The following is a 17,188-nucleotide window of genomic DNA, read 5'->3' as shown; positions in this document are numbered from 1 at the left end:
TGACGGATCGCGGTCACGCCGGCACCTTGGCGACCGCGTCGATGATGACCCGGAGGAGGTCGACGACGCGCGGGCCCCAGCGGGAGGCGATGTCGTCGTCCAGCGCGATCACCTGGTTGTTCTTGACCGCGGTGAGCCCGGCCCAGCCGCTGCGTGCCTTCACCGCGTCGGCGTTCTGCTGGCAGCACTTGGAGTCGGCCAGGAAGACGAAGTCCGGATCGGCCTTGACGATGAACTCCTGGGACAGCTGCGGGTAGCCGCCGTTCTTGCTGTCCGCGTCCGCCGGGTCGGCGATGTTGGTGAGCCCGACCTGGTTGTAGAGCGAACCGATGAAGGTCTTGCTGGTGGCGCTGTACAGCTCCGGGCCCAGCTCGTGGAAGTAGGTGAGCTTCTCGGTGCGCTGCGGCAGGTCCTTGACCAGCTTGGCGATGTCGCCCTTCATCCGGGTGGCGACGTCGGCGGCCTGGTCGGCGTGCCCGGTGAGCGTGCCCAGCTCGGTGATCTGCCGGTACGAGTCGTCGAGCGTGGTGGCCGCCGGAGTCTGGTAGACCGGGATCTTCAGCTTGGTGAGCTGGTCGACGATCTTGTTGCGGTCGTCGGAGAGCACCACGAGGTCGGGGTTCTTGCCGGCGATCGCCTCGGCGTTGGGCTGGTAGGCGGAGAGGTCGGTCTTGGGCACGTCGGCCGGGTAGTTCGACTGGTCGTCGACGGCGGTCACCTGCGGGCCGGCACCGATGGCGAAGAGCATCTCGGTGGCGGTGGGCGACAGCACCACGATCTTCTCGGGGCGCTTGTCGAGGGTGAGCGCGCCGACCGTGACCGGGTAGGCGGCGGCCGCGGTGCCGGCGCTCGGCTTGTCGTCGGCCTTCTCGGCGCAGGCGCCGAGGGCGAGGGCGGCGACCGCGAGGGTCGCGGCGAAGAGCCGAGGGGTACGTCTGTTCATGGGGGCCTCCTGTCGGTCGAGGAGTGTGGTGCTTCGCCGACAGGGACTTTCGTACGCCCGCCCACGAGGCGCCCTTCCTCGAGAGCGCGTATCGCGACCGATCCGCAGGCGACCTGGCTCATCCCCACCGAGGTGGGGCATCACAGTTGCGGGACAGCGCCGGGTTTCGCACCGGCTTCGCTGCGGACTGGTCGCTAAGACGGTAGCGCACCGCCACGACGTGCCGGATCGATCAAGGGTCGATCAGCGTCGGTCGATCAGCGCAGCCATGACGCACGAGGGATATGTCCCGGATATGGAGGCTCGGGAGCGGGTGGTGGGGCCCCGCCGGGCGGAGCGGGGCCCCACCCGATCAGGAGGACGTGATGGTGACGTTGTCCACAGCCGCCTCTACCAGACTGGCGCCGGAGGCGTCCGCCGCCTCAACGAGGATGCGGACCGACTGGCCGGCGTACGGGCTGAGGTTGAGGCTGGCCACCGCCCAGCTTCCGTTGCGGTTGGTGGCCGCGCCGGCCTGGGTGAGCAGCGCTGTGGTGCCGCCGTTGTGCACCACGCTCACCCGCAGGTAGTCCGCCGACGAGGCGTTCGAGCCGTGCGCCAGATACCAGGCCAGCGAGAGCGTCAGCGTGCCGGACGACGGCAGGGTCACCGCCGGGGACCGGGCGCTTGTCACACCGCCGTCGACGTCGTAGTCACCGGCGGCCGATCCGGCGAGCCGACCGGTGACCAGGTCGTTGGAGCCGGCGTACGGGGTGAGCTGCTTGGCGCCGGAGGACGTGGTCGCCTGGGCCGCACCCCGTTCGAACGCGCCCGCCGTGGCGGTGTCGGTGCCGGACGGGTTGATGGTCCAGCCGGTGGCCGTCTCGAAGGTGTCCGACCAGACAGTGGTGCCACCACCGCCGCCGCAGTACTGCGCCTGCTTGCCGATCGCCCGGTACGGGCAGTCGGCGTACTCGCTGAGCATCAGCACCGCCTCCCGGTTGCGCGAGGTCTGCGCGGGGATCACCTCGTCGGGCGGGTAGAAGCCACCGCCGCCGGACGAGCCGGGATACATCTCGAAGGTGTACGCCCAGATGTTGTGGGTGGCCCACATCCAGTCGATGCTGTCCCCGTCGGTGATGTAGAGGTCGCTGGACTGCTGCGGTGTGTAGTTGTTGGTGGCCGCCATCTGCTGCCCGATGGTGGCGAAGGTGTTGTACTGGTCCGCGCTCATGCCGGCCGCGGTGTTCGCCGTGGTGTAGCCGTACGGCCAGAGCACCAGCTGCGAGTACGTGTGGAAGTCGATGTTCGCCTTGATCTGCTGCACGCCACCGACCACGCGACCGTTGACGAAGTTGCGCAGCGCCTGCGTCTCCGGGGCGGAGAACGCCGACGGACCCCGGTAGGTCTCCGACGAGGTGCTGCCGGACGAGCCGCCGCAGCAACCCCAGTTGTAGGACCAGTTGCGGTTCAGGTCGGTGCCCACGTTGGACGAACCGCTGTTGGGCTGCCGGTTCTTGCGCCAGGACCGGTACGACCCGGTGGCGATGTCGTACTCGCTGCCGTCCGGGTTGACCGTCGGCACGATCCAGATCTCCCGGCTGTTGACGATGTTGGTGATCCGGGAGTCGCTGCCGTAGCTGTCGGTGAAGAGGTTGAGCAGGTAGATCGCCATCTCGACGGTCAGGTGCTCACGGGCGTGCTGCTGGGCGTTGAACAGGATCTCCGGTTCGCTCTCGTCGGTGCCGACGTTGTCGGAGATCTTCACGGCCATCAGGTCGCGGCCCTCGTACGACGAACCGATGCTGATCTTGCGGGCGATCGCCGGATGGTCGGCGACGACCTGGTTCACGACGGCCGTCAGTTCCGCGTAGTCGTGGTAGTTGGAGTCGGCGGGCGGGAAGGCCAGCGTGCCGATCTCAGCGGCGCCGCGCTCGGCGTTGGGCGGCGGGGCCAGGGGTTCCAGCCGGAAGCCGAGCTTGCCGATCGCGGCGGCCTCGGCGGCGGTGGCCGAGATGTGCAGCACGCCGTGCTCGGAGTAGTCGATGGCGGCACCGGTGCGGGCCACCGCGTTGCGGTCGGCGAGGGTCCGGGGCCCGAGCACCCGGTAGCTGGCGGACGCCGACTCGGCGGTCCGGTCCGGTGCCGGTCGGGCGGCGACCGGACCGGCGGCGACGGTGACGATTCCCAGCCCGGTGACGACGGCGAGCACCAGGACGCGGCGGAGAGGGATGGGCGTGCGGAGGGCCATGGACTACCTCCTCGATGGGCGGGAGATCCCGCTCGGTGAAGGACACTTCACCACCTGTCACATGGTCATATCAATATCGTTCGCTGCCTTATGCATCCCGAGCCGATCATCCCGGCGGCAATGATTTTCTGGTCGGGAACATCTGGCGAAACTTCTCTCCAAGCGGAAAACTGACCAGCGACGATGCCCCTCTCGACACCGCGGAGCACCCATGGCCAGACCCCGCCGGTACACGGCCGCCCTCGCCGGCGTCACCGCGCTCACCCTGCTCGCCACCGTCGCGCCCGCGACGGCGGCCCGCCCACCCGCCGTCGACCACGACGAACAGATCACCTTCCAGGACTGGTCCGGCCCCGCCGACTGGCACCGGGGCGACCGGTCCGGCACCCGCGTCGTGCCCGGCGCCCGCGCGGGCCTCACCCTGGCCCACCCGACCGGCACGACGGAGTACGCCGACCCGCACACCGGGGTCACCCGCACCTGGGAGTACGGCACCTGGACCTCACCGGTGACCCGGATCGGCTTCGACGCCACCGAGCTGATCACCTCGTGGAACGCGGAGACCCCCGCCGGCACCTGGATCCAGGTGGAGATGCAGGGCAGCTACACCAGCGGGGACCAGACCCCGTGGTACGTCATGGGTCGCTGGGCGTCCGGCGACACCGACATCAGGCGGACCAGCGTCAACCGGCAGGGCGATCCCTGGTCGACGATCTGGACCGACACCTTCAGCATCGACGACGCCGCCGCCGGGGTGCTGCTGCGGTCGTACCAGTTGCGGCTGACCCTCTACCGGGCACCCGGGCAGACCGCCGCGCCGGTGGTCCGGATGCTCGGCGCGATGAGCTCCACGGTGCCGGACCGGTTCACCGTCACCCCGAGCGCCGGGCACATCGCCTGGGGCGTCGAGCTGCCCGTGCCGCGCTACTCGCAGAACGTGCACGCCGGGCACTACCCCGAGTACGACGGCGGTGGCGAGGCGTGGTGCTCACCAACCTCCACCGAGATGGTGGTCGAGTACTGGGGTCGCCGGCCGTCTGCGGCCGACACCTCCTGGGTGGACCCGACCTACCCCGACCCGACGGTCAACCACGCGGCCCGGATGACCTTCGACTACGCGTACGACGGTGCCGGCAACTGGCCGTTCAACACCGCGTACGCGGCCAGCTTCCCCGGCCTGGAGGGTCGCGTGACCCGACTGCACTCGCTGGACGAGCTGGAACGGTTCATCGCCGCCGGCATCCCCGTCGTGACCAGCCAGTCCTTCCTCGCCAGCGAGCTGGACGGCGCGAACTACGGAACCTCCGGGCACCTCTTCGTGGTGGTCGGCTTCACCGCCGAGGGCGACGTGATCGTCAACGACCCCGCCTCGTCCAGCAACGACGTGGTGCGCAACGTCTACAAGCGCGCGCAGTTCGAACAGATCTGGCTGCGGACCAAGCGCACCAACGCCAGCGGCGGCGTCTCGGGCGGCTCCGGCGGCGTGGCGTACCTGATCAAGCCGGAGTCCAAGCCCTGGCCGAAGGTCCAAGGCTCCACCAACTGGTAGGCCCACCCTCCCGCCTGCGCCCCACCCCCCGCCCACCCCGTCGATGTTGATCATGAGGTTAGCGGCCGCCACTCGGCGTGTCCGTGACCGCTAACCTCATGATCAACGCGGGGAGTCGGCGGGCGGATCGGCGGGGTTCTGGTCCTCGCCGGCCAGGGCCGAGCGGAGGCGCTCCTTCTCCGCGCGGCGGCGCTCGGTCGCGTCGGCCATCTCGCCGGCCATCTCGTCGCGCCAGCCGCGCAGCAGGAAGAAGGAGAGCGCGGCGGAGAAGACCAACGCCAGCATCAGCTTCAGGAACACGTTCATGTCGATCAGCCAGAGACCCGCCAGCACGGCGACGAACAGCCCGATCCGGCCCAGCGTGTACTTGAGCGCGGCGCTCACCAGCACCACTCCGTTCTCTCCGTCGCCCGCCGATGCCGGCGGAAGGTTCGATCCGCCCGGTGGGCGGTAGCGGTCAGCCGGTCCGGCGGGCCAGCCAGCGGACGCCCGGGAACCAGACCACCGCGTACGCCACTGTGAACGCCGCCGCCGCCAACACACCGGAGAGCAGCGGCGGCAACCCCGCGCCCAACCCGGCGATCAGCAGCCCGGCGAACACGCCCACGGCCGCGGCGACCACCGCCGCCAGCACCCGGGCCGCACCGAACTCCCAGGCCCGGAAGTCGTCCCAGAACAGCCACGCCGGCAGGATCACCGCGAGCCAGCCGTTGGTGTGCCCGAAGTCACCGGCACCGATCGAAGCGAACGCCCAGTCGAACAACACCAACGCCAACGCGCCGATGACGACCCCGGCCAGGCACACCCCGAGCAGGTCGCCGAGGGTGGCGACCCGCCCCTCGGCGTCCCGGCGGGGAAACCCGCTCTGCTGCTCGGAACCGCTCTTCTCGGTCATCGACTGCGAGGGTACGTGGTGACTCAGGCCCAGACCTGCTGCGGCTCGGCGCGCCGCTGCGCCAGCGACGGGGCCCTGTCGTACTCCCGGACCACGTTGTAGCGGGTGTCCCGCTCGACCGGCTGGAAACCGGCGTCCCAGATCAAATGCAGCAGGTCCTCGCGGTGCATGGTGTTCGGGGTGCCGTACGAGTCGGCGTCGTGCGTGATCTTGTATTCGACGACCGAGCCGTCCAGGTCGTCCACGCCGAAGTTCAGCGAGAGCTGGGCCACCGACAGCCCGTGCATCACCCAGAAGTTCTTCAGGTGCGGCACGTTGTCGAAGAGCAACCGGGAGACGGCGAACGTCTTCAGCGACTCGGCCGGCGACGCCATCGTGGTGCGCGCCTGGATCCGGTTACGGATCTTGCCGTCCGCCGAGTCGACGAAGTCGTGCTGGTAGCGCAGCGGGATGAAGACCGCGAAGCCACCGGTCTCGTCCTGGAGCTCACGCAGCCGCAGCACGTGGTCGACCCGGTGCCGAGGCTCCTCGATGTGGCCGTACAGCATCGTCGCCGGGGTCTTCATGCCCTTGCTGTGCGCCAGGGCGTGGATTCGCGACCAGTCCTCCCAGTGGCAGGCGTGGTCGACGATGTGCTGGCGGACCTCCCAGTCGAAGATCTCCGCGCCACCACCGGTCAGCGACTCCAGGCCGGCGTCCATCAGCTCGTCGAGGATCTCGTCGGCGCTCAGACCGCTGATCTTCTCGAACCACTGCACCTCGGTCGCCGTGAAGCACTTGAGCTTGACGTTCGGCAGCGCCGCCTTCAGCTCGCGCAGCACCTTCGGGTAGTAGCGCCAGGGCAGCGTCGGGTGCAGGCCGTTGACGATGTGCAACTCGGTGAGCTGCTCGTCCTCCATCTCCTTGGCCTTGCGGACCGCCTCGTCGATGCGCATCGTGTACGCGTCCTTCTCGCCCGGCTTGCGCTGGAACGAGCAGTACGCACAGGACGCCGAGCAGACGTTGGTCAGGTTGAGGTGCCGGTTGACGTTGAACATCACCCGCTCACCGTTCAGCTCGGTGCGCTTGTGGTGCGCCAGCCGCCCCAACCAGGTCAGGTCGTCACTCTCGTAGAGGGCGACCCCGTCCTCCCGGGTCAGCCGCTCACCGGCGTACACCTTCGCTTCGAGCTCACGCTTGAGTCCGGCGTCCATGGCACGTCCCTTCCACCTGCGGTCCCGGTCGAGCGTACGTCGGGACGCCGACCGCCCCGGCGGCACGGTCGCCGGCAGCGACCCACTTCACCGAACTCTCAGCCTCCCGTAACCCGCCCACGCATCGACAAGGTTGGCGAGGTGCGGTAGTAACAAGGTGGGGCGGAACACACACACTGGTACCGTCCCGGCGGCCGCGCCCACCGTGCGCGGCGAAGAGCAGCGGGACGAGGAGCGGCATGATCTACAGCGGGCGCGGGCGACGGCAGCGACGACGGAGCCCGGTGATCTCGCCGGTGCTGCGTCCGAAGCTCTGGGCCGCCCTGCTCGGCGCGATCGCCGCCGCTGTGCTGTCCACCCCCGCGTACGCCGAGCCCGGACTGCCCACGACGGTGCCCGACACCGGCGCCCGCCCTCCGGCGATCGGCACTGTCCAACTGCCCGGGGGCCCACCCGTCTCCGGCGTCCCGGCGCCGCCGGTGGCCACCATCGGCGCCGGTCCGCTGGCCGCGCAGATCTATGCCGGCGAAGCCCAGGTCGGCACACTCGGCGAAGCGCTCCTGACGATCAAGCAGAAGCAGTCCACCGCGAAAGCCCAGGTGGAGTCTGCCGCCAAGGTGCTCGCGAGCGCGCAGGACGCCCTGCTCCGCGCTCAGCAGGAAGCCGACGCGGCCGCCGCCGACGCCGTCAAGGCAGCCGCCGCGCTGCCGCCCGGGGACCTCGCTCAGGACATCCGGGAGCTGAGCCGCCTCCAACAGATCACCAGGGGCGAGAAGGTCGACGGCGGCACCACGGGCGTGGCCGGTGGGCTGTCCCGGGCCCGCGCGAGTGAGCAGGAGGCGTACCAGAAGCACGCCGAAGCCAAGAACCAGCTCGCCGCCGCCGACGCGGAGTTCACCGCCGGCGAGGGGGCCCTGCGCACGGCCGAGGCGAGCCTGCTCAAGCTGCGCCGCGACAACGCGACCCAACTGATCGAGATCGAACGTCAGCAGGAGGCCGCCGAGCAGCAGTACGGCACCGGCTACGTCGCCAACCAGAGCATCAGCGGCATGGCCGCGCACCCCCGGGCGCTGGCCGCGGTCCGCTACGCGCTCGCCCAGCTCGGTGACCCGTACAAGTGGTCCGAGGAGGGGCCGGACCAGTTCGACTGCTCCGGTCTGATGTGGGCCGCGTACCGGTCGCCCGGCGCCGACTACTTCGACCTGCCCCGGGTCGCCCGCGACCAGTACGCCGCCACCAGGGGGCGGACGGTGCCGCAGAGCGCGCTGCTCCCCGGCGACCTGCTCTTCTTCGCCTCGGGCAGCAGTTGGACGACCATCCACCACGTCGGCATGTACATCGGCGACGGCAAGATGGTGCAGGCACCCACCACCGGCGACGTCGTCAAGATCTCGGTCGTCCGCTGGACCCGGCTGTACGCCGCGACCCGGGTGATCGGCGCGGTGCCGGCACCGATCGTGTCCGTGCCGACCCCGCCGGTCACGACGCCCACCCCGACGCCCACGCCGACGAAGTCCGCCACGCCGACGCCCACCAAGTCCGCCACCCCGACGCCCACGCCGACCGGCTCGGCCACGCCGACGCCGACCCCGACCGGCAGCGCGACGCCCACGCCGACTCCCACGTCGACGCCGACCGAGACCCCCTCGACGACCACCCCGAGCAACACGCCGACCACGCTGCCCTCGGCGCCCACCAGCGCACCGAACACGACGCCGCCGGCGACCACGCCGAAGGCCACCACGAGCGCGACGGGCGGCGACAGCCCGTCGAGCAGCGCCAGCAACGCTGGTTGATCCGCCACGAGCCGCTCCGGCTGTCCGCTCGGGAAGATCTGTGGCACGGTGACAACCAGGCACATCCGGCCCGACGTCACGGGTCCGGGTGCGAGCACGGCGCGGAGGGCGGAAATGGCCGAGCAGAGAGATCCGGTGGAGACTGTCGACCCCGTGGTCGACCGACCCGACCCGGCACGGCTCGGCACCGCCGACCCGGTGTCGGCCACCGACGCCGACCCGGCCGCCCCGGGCGCTGACCAGGGCTCCAGCGCCACGGCCACGGCCACGTCCGACGAGACCGCGTCCTCGGACGAGAGCGCGCCCTCCGACGGCGACTCCGCGCTCTCCGACGACGACTCCGCAGCCCTCGATGGCAGCTCGGCGGCTCCCGACAACGACTCCGCAGCCCTCGATGGCAGCTCGGCGGCCTCCGGCGGCGGCTCCGCTGACGTCGGCGCCGCCGCCGACACCGACGACACGGACACCCCCGCGGCCGCGGCGGACGCTCCCGCCGCCGACACTGGCGCTCTCGCCGCCGGCGCGGGCCCCCTCGCCGGCACGAACACTCCCCCCAAGGCCGTGGGGAAGGCCACGGCGGCCGTGGCCGTCGCGCACACCACGCCTGTTGATGCCATCCCCGAGCAGCCCGCCGCGCCGGTACGGGCCCGCGCCAGCGTCGCTACCGCCGGGGCAGCCCGCAGCGACCTGCCGGCCAGCGCCCCGGTCACCGCCACCACCTACCGCGCGACCGGCTCGGCCGACGTTCCGGTGCCCGAGCAGCGCAACGACTCGACCGCTCCGGCCCGGGCCAGCGCCACCGTTCCCACCAGCAGCCGGGTCACGGCCGGTGCGATCGGCACGCCGGACCCCCGGGGCAGCACGCCAACCGTCTACGGAGCCGGGCCGGTGAACACCGAGCCGCCCGAGCCGGCGCAACCCCCGCAGCCCGCCCAGCCTCCGGAGCCGTCGACTCCGGAGCCGAGGCCCGAGCCCACGCCGCCCGGCCCTGGGCCGGCCCAGCCCGCACCACCCGAGCCGGAACCCGCGCCGGCCCCGGGCCCGTACCCACCCGGCCCGATGCCGACGCCACAGCCCCGGCCCACGCCACAGCCCGGCCCGGTCCCGCCCGTTCCGGGTCCGCCCGTGCCGCCGCCCTCGCCGGTGCCGCCAGTCCCGGGTCCGCCCGCGCCACCCGTCCCAGGCCCACCCGTTCCACCCCCCGTACCGCCGGTACCCGCCCCGCCCGGTCCGATGCCGGCGCCGCCGTTTCCACCGCCGCCCGCGGTGATCGACACGCCCGGTGTACGCGCCACCGCACCGGTCTCCGCGCCGCCGGCCGGATGGTCGGCCGCCGCCGGGACGACCCGCCCGGGCGGCGGGTGGGCCGAGGCACCCGTCTCCGCGCCGCCGGTGGTGCCCGCCCCGGCGCTGCCCAGTTGGCCGCCGTCCAGCGTCGGCACTCCCCCCTCGCCGGCAAGCGGCTCCGGAAACTCCCGGCCGACCGGGCCGACCGGGCCGACCGAGCCGACCGGCGGTCCGGCGGTCACCTCCGGACCGACTGCGGCAGGTGCTCGTGACGGGCGACGCGGCCGTGGCTCCGACCTGGCCGGCACCGTCTACGGCAGCGGTGAGGGGCCGGGTTTCGCCACGATCGCGATGCCCACCAACGCGGTGGAGACGTCCGGCTCGCTGACCGGCCACATCCTGGCCCAGGGCTGGGCGGACGGCCCGGCCGAGCGCTCCCGCAACACCCGGGTGGTGATCGTTCTGGCCGCTGCCCTGGGGCTGCTGGTCGCGATCAGCGTCATGATCGTCCTGCTTGCCGGTGACGCACTGGACGGTCTGGTGGGCGGCGTGCTCAACGGGTGAGCCGACGAGTGGACGCGATGGTGAGTCCGCCCACTACGGTCGGGCAACCGGCTGGCGGGTTCGCCGGACCGCCGTACACTGGGTCAGATCACTGACCCGGCGCGCGTGGTGTGCGCCCCTGGGCGATCTTGCGGGCGATCCGGCGGCACAGCCGCGGCAGGCCATCGCGAAGATGCGCCCCGCTCGAAAGGTTTTTGTTGACCACCTCTGCTGACTCCAGCACCGTCACGTCCGTTTTCGACCCCACTCCGGCGGCCGACACCGCCGAATCCATCGACTTCGCCGCGCTCGGCCTCCCCGAGCCGCTGGTTCGCGCGTTGGCGCGGCAGGGCATCACCAGCCCGTTCGAGATCCAGCGGGCCACCGTTCCGGACGCGCTCGCCGGCCGGGACGTGCTGGGCCGTGGGCAGACCGGTTCGGGCAAGACCCTCGCCTTCGGTCTGCCGCTGCTGGCCCGGGTCGCCGCCGCCAAGCCGGCCCGCCCGATGCGCCCGCGCGCCCTCGTCCTGGTTCCGACCCGGGAGTTGGCCATGCAGGTCAACGACGCACTGTTGCCGCTGGGCAAGGCGCTCAACGTGTTCCTGAAGACCGCCGTTGGCGGTGTCCCGTACGACCGTCAGATCGACGCGCTGCGGCGCGGCGTGGAGATCATCGTGGCCACCCCCGGCCGGCTCGGCGACCTCATCGAGCGGGGCATCTGCCAGCTCGACGACGTCGAGGTCACGGTGCTCGACGAGGCCGACCAGATGGCCGACATGGGCTTCCTGCCCGAGGTGACCGAACTGCTGGCGAAGACGCCCGCGAACGGTCAGCGGCTGCTCTTCTCGGCCACCCTGGACGGTGACGTCGACGCGTTGGTCAAGCGGTTCATGAACGACCCGGTGACCCACTCCACGGCGCCCTCCACCGCCTCGGTGTCCACCATGGACCACCACATGCTCCTGATCCCACCGCACGAGAAGTTCCCGGTGGCGGCCTCGATCGCCGCCCGCGACGGCCGGACGATGGTCTTCGCCCGTACGCAGCTCGGGGTGGACCGGCTGGTCGAGCAGCTCGCCGCGGTGGGCGTACGCGCCGGCGGTCTGCACGGCGGCAAGACCCAGCGGATGCGCACCAAGACCCTCGCGGAGTTCCGTGAGGGCCGGATGAACGTGCTGGTCGCCACGGACGTGGCGGCTCGGGGCATCCACGTCGACGGGGTCACCCTGGTGCTGCACGTCGACCCGCCGAAGGACCCGAAGGACTACCTGCACCGGGCCGGGCGCACCGCTCGGGCGGGCGAGTCCGGCGCGGTCGCCACGCTGGTGCTGCCCAAGCAGCGCCGGACCACGCTGGCGATGATGGAGAAGGCCGGCGTCGCGCCGGCCGAGACCCGGGTCCGGGTCGGCGACCAGGCGTTGGCCGAGTTGGTCGGCGCGCGGGAGCCCAGCGGTGTTCCGGTTCGCGTCGAGGCGGAGCCGCGCGGCTACGGCGACCGTTCCGGCGGCCCGCGCCGGTTCGGCGACCGTCCGCAGGGTGAGCGCCGCTACGGCGACCGGCCCAGCGGTGAGCGGCGCTACGGCGACCGGCCGACCGGCGACCGGGGCTACAGCGACCGCCCGCAGGGCGAGCGCCGGTTCAGTGACCGCCCGCAGGGCGAGCGCCGGTTCAGTGACCGCCCGCAGGGCGAGCGCCGGTTCAGTGACCGCCCGCAGGGCGAGCGGCGTTACGGCGACCGGCCCACCGGCGAGCGCCAGTACGGCGACCGCCCGCAGGGCGAGCGGCGTTACGGCGATCGGCCTGCCGGCGACCGGGGCTACGGTGACCGGCCGGCCGGCGAGCGGCGGTACGCCGATCGGGACTCCCGGGGCTACGGCGACCGTCCGCAGGGCGAGCGTCGGTTCGAGGACCGGCCGCGGTTCGGTGACCGGGACGGTCGGGGCGACCGGCCGCAGGGCGAGCGACGCTTCGGTGACCGGGACTCCCGGGGTGGTTTCCGCCCGGAGAGCCGTGGTCGGGATGACCGTCCCCGCGAGGACCGGGCCCGCGACGACCGCCCGCGCGACGACCGGCGGGGTTTCGGCGGGCGACCGCCGGCGCGTACCCACTGATCCACTGATCCACTGAACGAACGCCGTCGCGGAGCAGATGCTTCGCGGCGGCGTTCGCGCATGCCCTGCCGAGGCGGGCTGGGTCGCGTAACGTCCGGCTCATGCCGACCATGCCGACCATGCCGCAGTCAATCTTCTGGTCCCGGACGGACACCGCCGGCAGCGAGCAGGTCCTCTTCGACGACAGCCGCGGCTTGGCGGCCCGGGGCACCCTGCTCGCCGTGGACCCGATCCCCTGGACCGCCCGCTACCAGCTGACCGCCGCACCGGACTGGTCCACGACCCGGGTCGAGGTCGAGGTCGAGGGGCTGGGCTGGCAGCGCAGGGTGACCCTGGATCGGGCGACGGACCGGTGGCGGGTGACCACCGCGGAACAGGGCGACCTGGACCGGGCCCTGGTCGACGCCGGTCATCCCCGGGCCGGCCTGCCGGGCACCGACGACCCGGACCGGCTGGCCGACGCGCTCGACGTCGACCTGAGCGGCTCGCCGCTGTTCAACACCCTGCCGGTCCACCGGCTCGGGCTGGCCGCCGAGCCGGCCGACATCGCCCACCGGATCACCGTCGCGTGGGTGCTGCTGCCCGGTCTGGAGGTGGTGCCGGCCGAGCAGATCTACACCGGGCTCGGGCCGGGCCGGGTGCGCTTCGCCAGCGGCACCTTCACCGCCGACATCGACCTTGACGACAACGGCTACGTGGTGCGCTATCCCGGGCTCGCGGAGCGGATCGACCCGCGCTGAACAGGTGCCCAGCCGGGCCAGGCCCAGCGGAGCGGTTCAGCCGGGCCAGGTGCCGCTGGTCAGGAAGCGTTCGATGGTGGCCAGGTGCGGCGTCAGGTCGAGGCCCTGGGCGTTCACCCAGTCGTCGGAGTAGTAGGTGTCGGCGTACCGGTCACCCGGGTCGCAGATCAGGGTGACCACCGAGCCGGTCCGGCCCTCGGCGAGCATCCCGGCGATCAGGCCGAACGCGCCCCACAGGTTGGTGCCGGTGGAGCCGCCCACGCGTCGGCCGAGCACGGCCGAGCCGGCGCGCATGGCGGCCAGTGACGCCGCGTCCGGCACCTGGACCATCCGGTCCACCACCGAGGGCAGGAACGAGGCCTCCACCGTCGGACGGCCGATCCCCTCGATCCGGGAGCCCTTCCCGGTACGCACCGACCAGTCGGCGGCCAACCAGGCCGGGTAGAACGCCGAGTTCTCCGGGTCGACCACGCAGAGTTTGGTGGCGAGTCGGCGGTACCGGGCGTACCGGCCGATGGTCGCGCTGGTGCCTCCGGTGCCGGCGCCCACCACGACCCAGGCGGGGATGGGGTGCCGTTCCAGTTCGAGCTGGGCGTAGATCGACTCGGCGATGTTGTTGTTGCCCCGCCAGTCGGTCGCCCGCTCGGCGTAGGTGAACTGGTCCATGAAGTGCCCTGCGGAGTCCTCGGCCAGCCACCGGGCCTCGACCACCACGCTTGCGGGGTCGTCCACCAGGTGGCACCGGCCGCCCTGGAACTCGATCTGCGCGATCTTCTCGGGCGAGGTGGAGGCGGGCATCACCGCGATGAAGGGCAACCCGAGCATCCGGGCGAAGTACGCCTCGGAGACCGCCGTGGAGCCCGACGACGCCTCGACGATAGTGGTGCGCGGCCCGATCCAGCCGTTGCAGAGCCCGTAGAGGAACAGCGAGCGGGCCAGCCGGTGCTTCAGCGAGCCGGTGGGGTGGGACGACTCGTCCTTGAGGTAGAGGTCGATCCCCCAGGTGCGGGGCAGCGGGAACGGCAGCAGGTGGGTGTCGGCCGAGCGGTTCGCGTCCGCCTCGACGGCGGCGATCGCCTCCGTCACCCAGGTTCGGCTGGCCTCGTCGCACCGGTCGAGATGAGTCACGCCGGAAACGTAGCAAGCAGTCCCACCGGTGGTCAGCGCCGGTAGGGGCGGGTGCTCCGGCGGTGTTGCCGACGCTGGCCGGCGCGGCCGGCGGCCTGGACCAGCGGGGTCAGCGCGACGGCCAGCCGGGGTAGGGCGTCCAGCAGGCGTACCTGCGCTCCCCGCCACCGGGGCAGGCTGACCACCGGACGGGGTCGGTGAGCCAACCGGACCGCCCGGGCGGCCACCTGCCGCGCGGTCAACATCGAACCCGTGAACGACGCCACCGCGCCCGGGTCGTCCAGCCGGTCGTGCAGCATCGGCGTCCAGATGCCGTCCGGGCAGAGGCAGGAGACGTGCACCCGGCGGTAGCCCGCGATCCGTAGGTCGGACAGGGTGCCGAGGCTGAACGCCAGCAGGGCGTGCTTGCTGGCCGCGTACACCGTCTCGCCGGGCGCGGCGATCAGCCCGGCCAGCGAGACGACGTTGAGCACGTGACCGTGGCCCTGCCGGCGCATCACGGCCAGCGCGGCGAGGGTGCCGTTCATGGCGCCGAGGGTGTTGACGTCGAACATCCGGCGGCGGGTCGGCTCGTCGTGCTCCCACGACGGGCCGGTGGTGAGGACGCCGGCGTTGTTCACCCAGAGCGCGAGGTCGCCCCGCTCCGCGGCGCTCGCGGCGACAGCGGCGCAGGCGGCCTCGTCCCGGACGTCCAGGGCCGCCGACCAACCCCCGAGGGGCGCTGCGGCGACGGCCACCGCCGCCGGGTCGAGGTCGGTGAGGAGCACCGACCAGCCGTCGGCGTGCAGCGCGGTGGCAATGGCGTGGCCGAGGCCGCCGGCAGCGCCGGTCACCACTGCCACGCGACGTCCCGGCGGGGTCATCGGCGCACGCTACCGCCGTCCGACCGGGCGGCACCAGGGGTACGCGGCGGTCAGGTCGAGGGCTGGCCGACCGGCTGCGGGCGGTTCTCCCACTTGGTGGAGAGCGCGATGGCGGTACGGGTGGAGGCCACCCCCGGGGTCCGGTTCAATCGCACGATCAACTGCTCCAGTTCGGCGATCGTGCCGACCCGGGCCTTCAGCAGGAACGACTCGACACCGGCCATGAAGTAGCAGGACTCGATCTCGGGCAGCACCCGCAGCGACTCGAGCATGTCGTCGGAGTCGGCGCCGGAGTCCTCGACGATGCCGATCAGCGCGGTGACACCCAGGCCGATCGACTCCGGGGCCACATCCGCGCGGTAGCCCCGAACGACGCCGCTGCTCTCCAACTTGCCGACCCGTTCGTGCACCGCCGGGGCCGAGAGGCCCACCTGTCGGGCCAGCTCGGCGTACGAGAGACGGGCGTTGCCGCGCAGCAGGTCGACGAGGTTCAGGTCGATGGCGTCCACAGAGAGTGACCCTAGCCGCTGAGGCATAACGTGCGGGCTTCGGCATCCGTTGGACTGAGTGGTGAGTCACTGTTGATAAACCGCCGGTCAGGGCGGAGGTAGCACAAGTACCATTACTAACTCCTCACTCAGTGCATTTTTCGCGTTTGGGCGGACAGCTCATGTCCGCGGTGCTGTAATTGCCATACGTCCCTCATGACGGCTCTGGGCTACGCACCAGCCGGGGGCAGTGTGTTCAGCCGGGGGCTTCGTCGACGCGAGGAGGGGGCTGTGGACACTGGAGATCGCCTGCTGACACCGGGTGAGGTCGCCGCGCTGTTTCGGGTAGACCCGAAAACTGTGACGAGATGGGCGGCGGCCGGCCGGATAGGAAGCATCCGGACTCCAGGCGGGCATCGCCGGTTTCGGGAATCCGAGGTGCGGGCCCTGCTTGAGGGGGAGGGCATGCTGGACGAGGTGGACGAGGTCGGAAAGCCACGAAATGTGGGGCCGGCCGCATCCACGGGGCCGGGTCCGGCCAACGCCGGCATGTACTGAACTGGTGCGGACATCGCTACGCGGACCGGACTTCGGCCCGGTCCGCGTCCCGCTTCGGCCGACCGCCGGGCGGCGTCGCGGCGAGTGACATGTGTGTTCGGCGCTCAGCTTCGGGCTGCGCCGAGCTGGCCGGACCACCGGCGGAACAGGGTGTGTGGGACGCCGAGCGCGTCGAGCACCTTGCCGGCCACGAAGTCGACCAACTGCTGGGCGCTGGCGGCCGCGCCGGCTCCGTAGAAGCCGGGGCTGGCGGGCAACACGACAGCGCCTGAGTCGTGCAGGGCGATCAGGTGCTCCAGGTGACTGCGGGTCACCGGTGTCTCCCGGGGGACGACCACCACCGGGCGGCGTTCCTTGAGGTTGACCTCGGCGGCGCGCTGCAGGAGATCCTTGGAGAGCCCGATCGAGATGCCGGCGCAGGCTGCCGTGCTGGCCGGGACCACGGCCATGCCGCGTACCCGGTAGGAGCCGCTGCTCGGCCCGGCGGCCAGGTCACCGGCCGGCCAGTGTCGTACGTCGGCACCGGTCAGGTCCCGGTCGAGCCAGGCGGCGAGATCCTCGGCCCAGTGCCCGTCGCGGAACGGTCGACCGGTTTCGTCGAGCACTGTGAGTCGTGCCGCGCGGGACACGATCAGATCGACCGGCTCGCCCGCGTCGAGGAGTCCTCCGATGACGGCCGCAGCGTACGGCGTCCCGGATGCTCCGGAGACCCCGACCACCCATGGTTCCCGCATGCCCCCAGCCTGCCTGGTCCGGCTGGGCCGTTGGTGAGCACCCCCGGGACACGCCGCTGCGGCATGACCGGCGGGGTAGGTGGGCATTCCGTCGACCTGACATGCTGCTGCTGGGGATTCGCATCGGATC

The 17,188-nt window shown here is 71.8% G+C and carries 15 protein-coding genes; 6 read left to right on the top strand and 9 right to left on the bottom strand.

The genetic code is table 11. The features are described from left to right. Window positions 1–13: 13 nt before the first annotated feature. Window positions 14–943: an ABC transporter substrate-binding protein gene (locus tag O7631_RS06755; protein WP_278143483.1), complete on the bottom strand. Its 930-nt coding sequence runs from the start codon at window positions 941–943 to the stop codon at window positions 14–16. A gap of 352 nt (window positions 944–1,295) precedes the next feature. After that, entirely contained in the window at window positions 1,296–3,173 is a 1,878-nt protein-coding gene (locus O7631_RS06750) for a M14 family zinc carboxypeptidase (RefSeq protein WP_278143482.1), read from the bottom strand. 211 nt (window positions 3,174–3,384) lie between these two features. On the opposite strand from O7631_RS06750, the gene O7631_RS06745 reads away from it, so the two are divergent. Then, window positions 3,385–4,722, top strand: coding sequence for a C39 family peptidase (locus O7631_RS06745; RefSeq protein ID WP_278143481.1), 1,338 nt, complete (start codon window positions 3,385–3,387; stop codon window positions 4,720–4,722). Window positions 4,723–4,824: 102 nt separating this feature from the next. On the opposite strand, the gene O7631_RS06740 is transcribed toward O7631_RS06745, so the two are convergent. The 3 genes from O7631_RS06740 to mqnE all read right to left on the bottom strand — a co-directional run bounded on the left by O7631_RS06740 (window position 4,825) and on the right by mqnE (window position 6,810). Beyond that, a complete protein-coding gene (locus O7631_RS06740) occupies window positions 4,825–5,106 on the bottom strand; it encodes a DUF4229 domain-containing protein (protein ID WP_278143480.1) in 282 nt (93 codons plus the stop codon). Between the two features lie 73 nt (window positions 5,107–5,179). Continuing rightward, window positions 5,180–5,617 (bottom strand): hypothetical protein, encoded by a 438-nt coding sequence (locus tag O7631_RS06735; RefSeq protein ID WP_278143479.1) that lies wholly within the window; start codon window positions 5,615–5,617, stop codon window positions 5,180–5,182. 23 nt (window positions 5,618–5,640) lie between these two features. After that, window positions 5,641–6,810, bottom strand: a complete 1,170-nt coding sequence (mqnE, locus tag O7631_RS06730) for an aminofutalosine synthase MqnE (RefSeq protein ID WP_269681535.1) — start codon at window positions 6,808–6,810, stop codon at window positions 5,641–5,643. Window positions 6,811–7,049: 239 nt separating this feature from the next. Here mqnE and O7631_RS06725 point away from each other — a divergent pair, with 239 nt between their 5' ends. The 4 genes from O7631_RS06725 (at window position 7,050) to O7631_RS06710 (ending at window position 13,287) form a co-directional block, all read left to right on the top strand. Continuing rightward, window positions 7,050–8,606, top strand: a complete 1,557-nt coding sequence (locus O7631_RS06725) for a C40 family peptidase (RefSeq protein WP_278143478.1) — start codon at window positions 7,050–7,052, stop codon at window positions 8,604–8,606. 114 nt (window positions 8,607–8,720) lie between these two features. After that, window positions 8,721–10,457 (top strand): hypothetical protein, encoded by a 1,737-nt coding sequence (locus tag O7631_RS06720; RefSeq protein ID WP_278143477.1) that lies wholly within the window; start codon window positions 8,721–8,723, stop codon window positions 10,455–10,457. 197 nt (window positions 10,458–10,654) lie between these two features. After that, on the top strand, window positions 10,655–12,547 hold the full coding sequence (locus tag O7631_RS06715; RefSeq protein WP_278143476.1) for a DEAD/DEAH box helicase: 1,893 nt from the start codon (window positions 10,655–10,657) through the stop codon (window positions 12,545–12,547). A gap of 110 nt (window positions 12,548–12,657) precedes the next feature. Next, window positions 12,658–13,287 carry a putative glycolipid-binding domain-containing protein gene (locus tag O7631_RS06710; RefSeq protein ID WP_278147863.1) on the top strand — a complete coding sequence of 210 codons (630 nt, stop codon included), beginning with the start codon at window positions 12,658–12,660 and terminating at the stop codon, window positions 13,285–13,287. 36 nt (window positions 13,288–13,323) lie between these two features. On the opposite strand, the gene O7631_RS06705 is transcribed toward O7631_RS06710, so the two are convergent. From O7631_RS06705 to O7631_RS06695, 3 genes are read right to left on the bottom strand one after another with little or no spacing between them, the layout of a single operon-like run. After that, window positions 13,324–14,415 (bottom strand): PLP-dependent cysteine synthase family protein, encoded by a 1,092-nt coding sequence (locus O7631_RS06705; RefSeq protein WP_278143475.1) that lies wholly within the window; start codon window positions 14,413–14,415, stop codon window positions 13,324–13,326. A gap of 32 nt (window positions 14,416–14,447) precedes the next feature. Then, window positions 14,448–15,278, bottom strand: coding sequence for an SDR family NAD(P)-dependent oxidoreductase (locus tag O7631_RS06700; protein WP_278143474.1), 831 nt, complete (start codon window positions 15,276–15,278; stop codon window positions 14,448–14,450). A gap of 50 nt (window positions 15,279–15,328) precedes the next feature. After that, on the bottom strand, window positions 15,329–15,787 hold the full coding sequence (locus O7631_RS06695; protein WP_278143473.1) for an Lrp/AsnC family transcriptional regulator: 459 nt from the start codon (window positions 15,785–15,787) through the stop codon (window positions 15,329–15,331). Window positions 15,788–16,057: 270 nt separating this feature from the next. Here O7631_RS06695 and O7631_RS06690 point away from each other — a divergent pair, with 270 nt between their 5' ends. Then, window positions 16,058–16,324: a BldC family transcriptional regulator gene (locus tag O7631_RS06690; protein WP_007454516.1), complete on the top strand. Its 267-nt coding sequence runs from the start codon at window positions 16,058–16,060 to the stop codon at window positions 16,322–16,324. Between the two features lie 104 nt (window positions 16,325–16,428). Here O7631_RS06690 and O7631_RS06685 read toward each other — a convergent pair whose 3' ends face one another. After that, on the bottom strand, window positions 16,429–17,058 hold the full coding sequence (locus O7631_RS06685; protein WP_269681541.1) for a UbiX family flavin prenyltransferase: 630 nt from the start codon (window positions 17,056–17,058) through the stop codon (window positions 16,429–16,431). Window positions 17,059–17,188: the final 130 nt, after the last annotated feature.

The organism is Micromonospora sp. WMMD967, assembly GCF_029626165.1.
Taxonomy (GTDB): domain Bacteria; phylum Actinomycetota; class Actinomycetes; order Mycobacteriales; family Micromonosporaceae; genus Micromonospora; species Micromonospora taraxaci.
Note: the sequence above shows the minus strand (reverse complement) of the source record. Positions and strands in the feature narration are given on the sequence as shown.

Coding starts and splice junctions, on each gene's coding strand:
- O7631_RS06755 (WP_278143483.1), bottom strand. CDS start 943: ATGAACAGACGTACCCCTCGGCTCTTCGCCGCGACCCTCGCGGTCGCC.
- O7631_RS06745 (WP_278143481.1), top strand. CDS start 3,385: ATGGCCAGACCCCGCCGGTACACGGCCGCCCTCGCCGGCGTCACCGCG.
- O7631_RS06735 (WP_278143479.1), bottom strand. CDS start 5,617: ATGACCGAGAAGAGCGGTTCCGAGCAGCAGAGCGGGTTTCCCCGCCGG.
- O7631_RS06710 (WP_278147863.1), top strand. CDS start 12,658: ATGCCGACCATGCCGCAGTCAATCTTCTGGTCCCGGACGGACACCGCC.
- O7631_RS06720 (WP_278143477.1), top strand. CDS start 8,721: ATGGCCGAGCAGAGAGATCCGGTGGAGACTGTCGACCCCGTGGTCGAC.
- O7631_RS06700 (WP_278143474.1), bottom strand. CDS start 15,278: ATGACCCCGCCGGGACGTCGCGTGGCAGTGGTGACCGGCGCTGCCGGC.
- O7631_RS06685 (WP_269681541.1), bottom strand. CDS start 17,058: ATGCGGGAACCATGGGTGGTCGGGGTCTCCGGAGCATCCGGGACGCCG.
- O7631_RS06750 (WP_278143482.1), bottom strand. CDS start 3,173: ATGGCCCTCCGCACGCCCATCCCTCTCCGCCGCGTCCTGGTGCTCGCC.
- O7631_RS06725 (WP_278143478.1), top strand. CDS start 7,050: ATGATCTACAGCGGGCGCGGGCGACGGCAGCGACGACGGAGCCCGGTG.
- mqnE (WP_269681535.1), bottom strand. CDS start 6,810: ATGGACGCCGGACTCAAGCGTGAGCTCGAAGCGAAGGTGTACGCCGGT.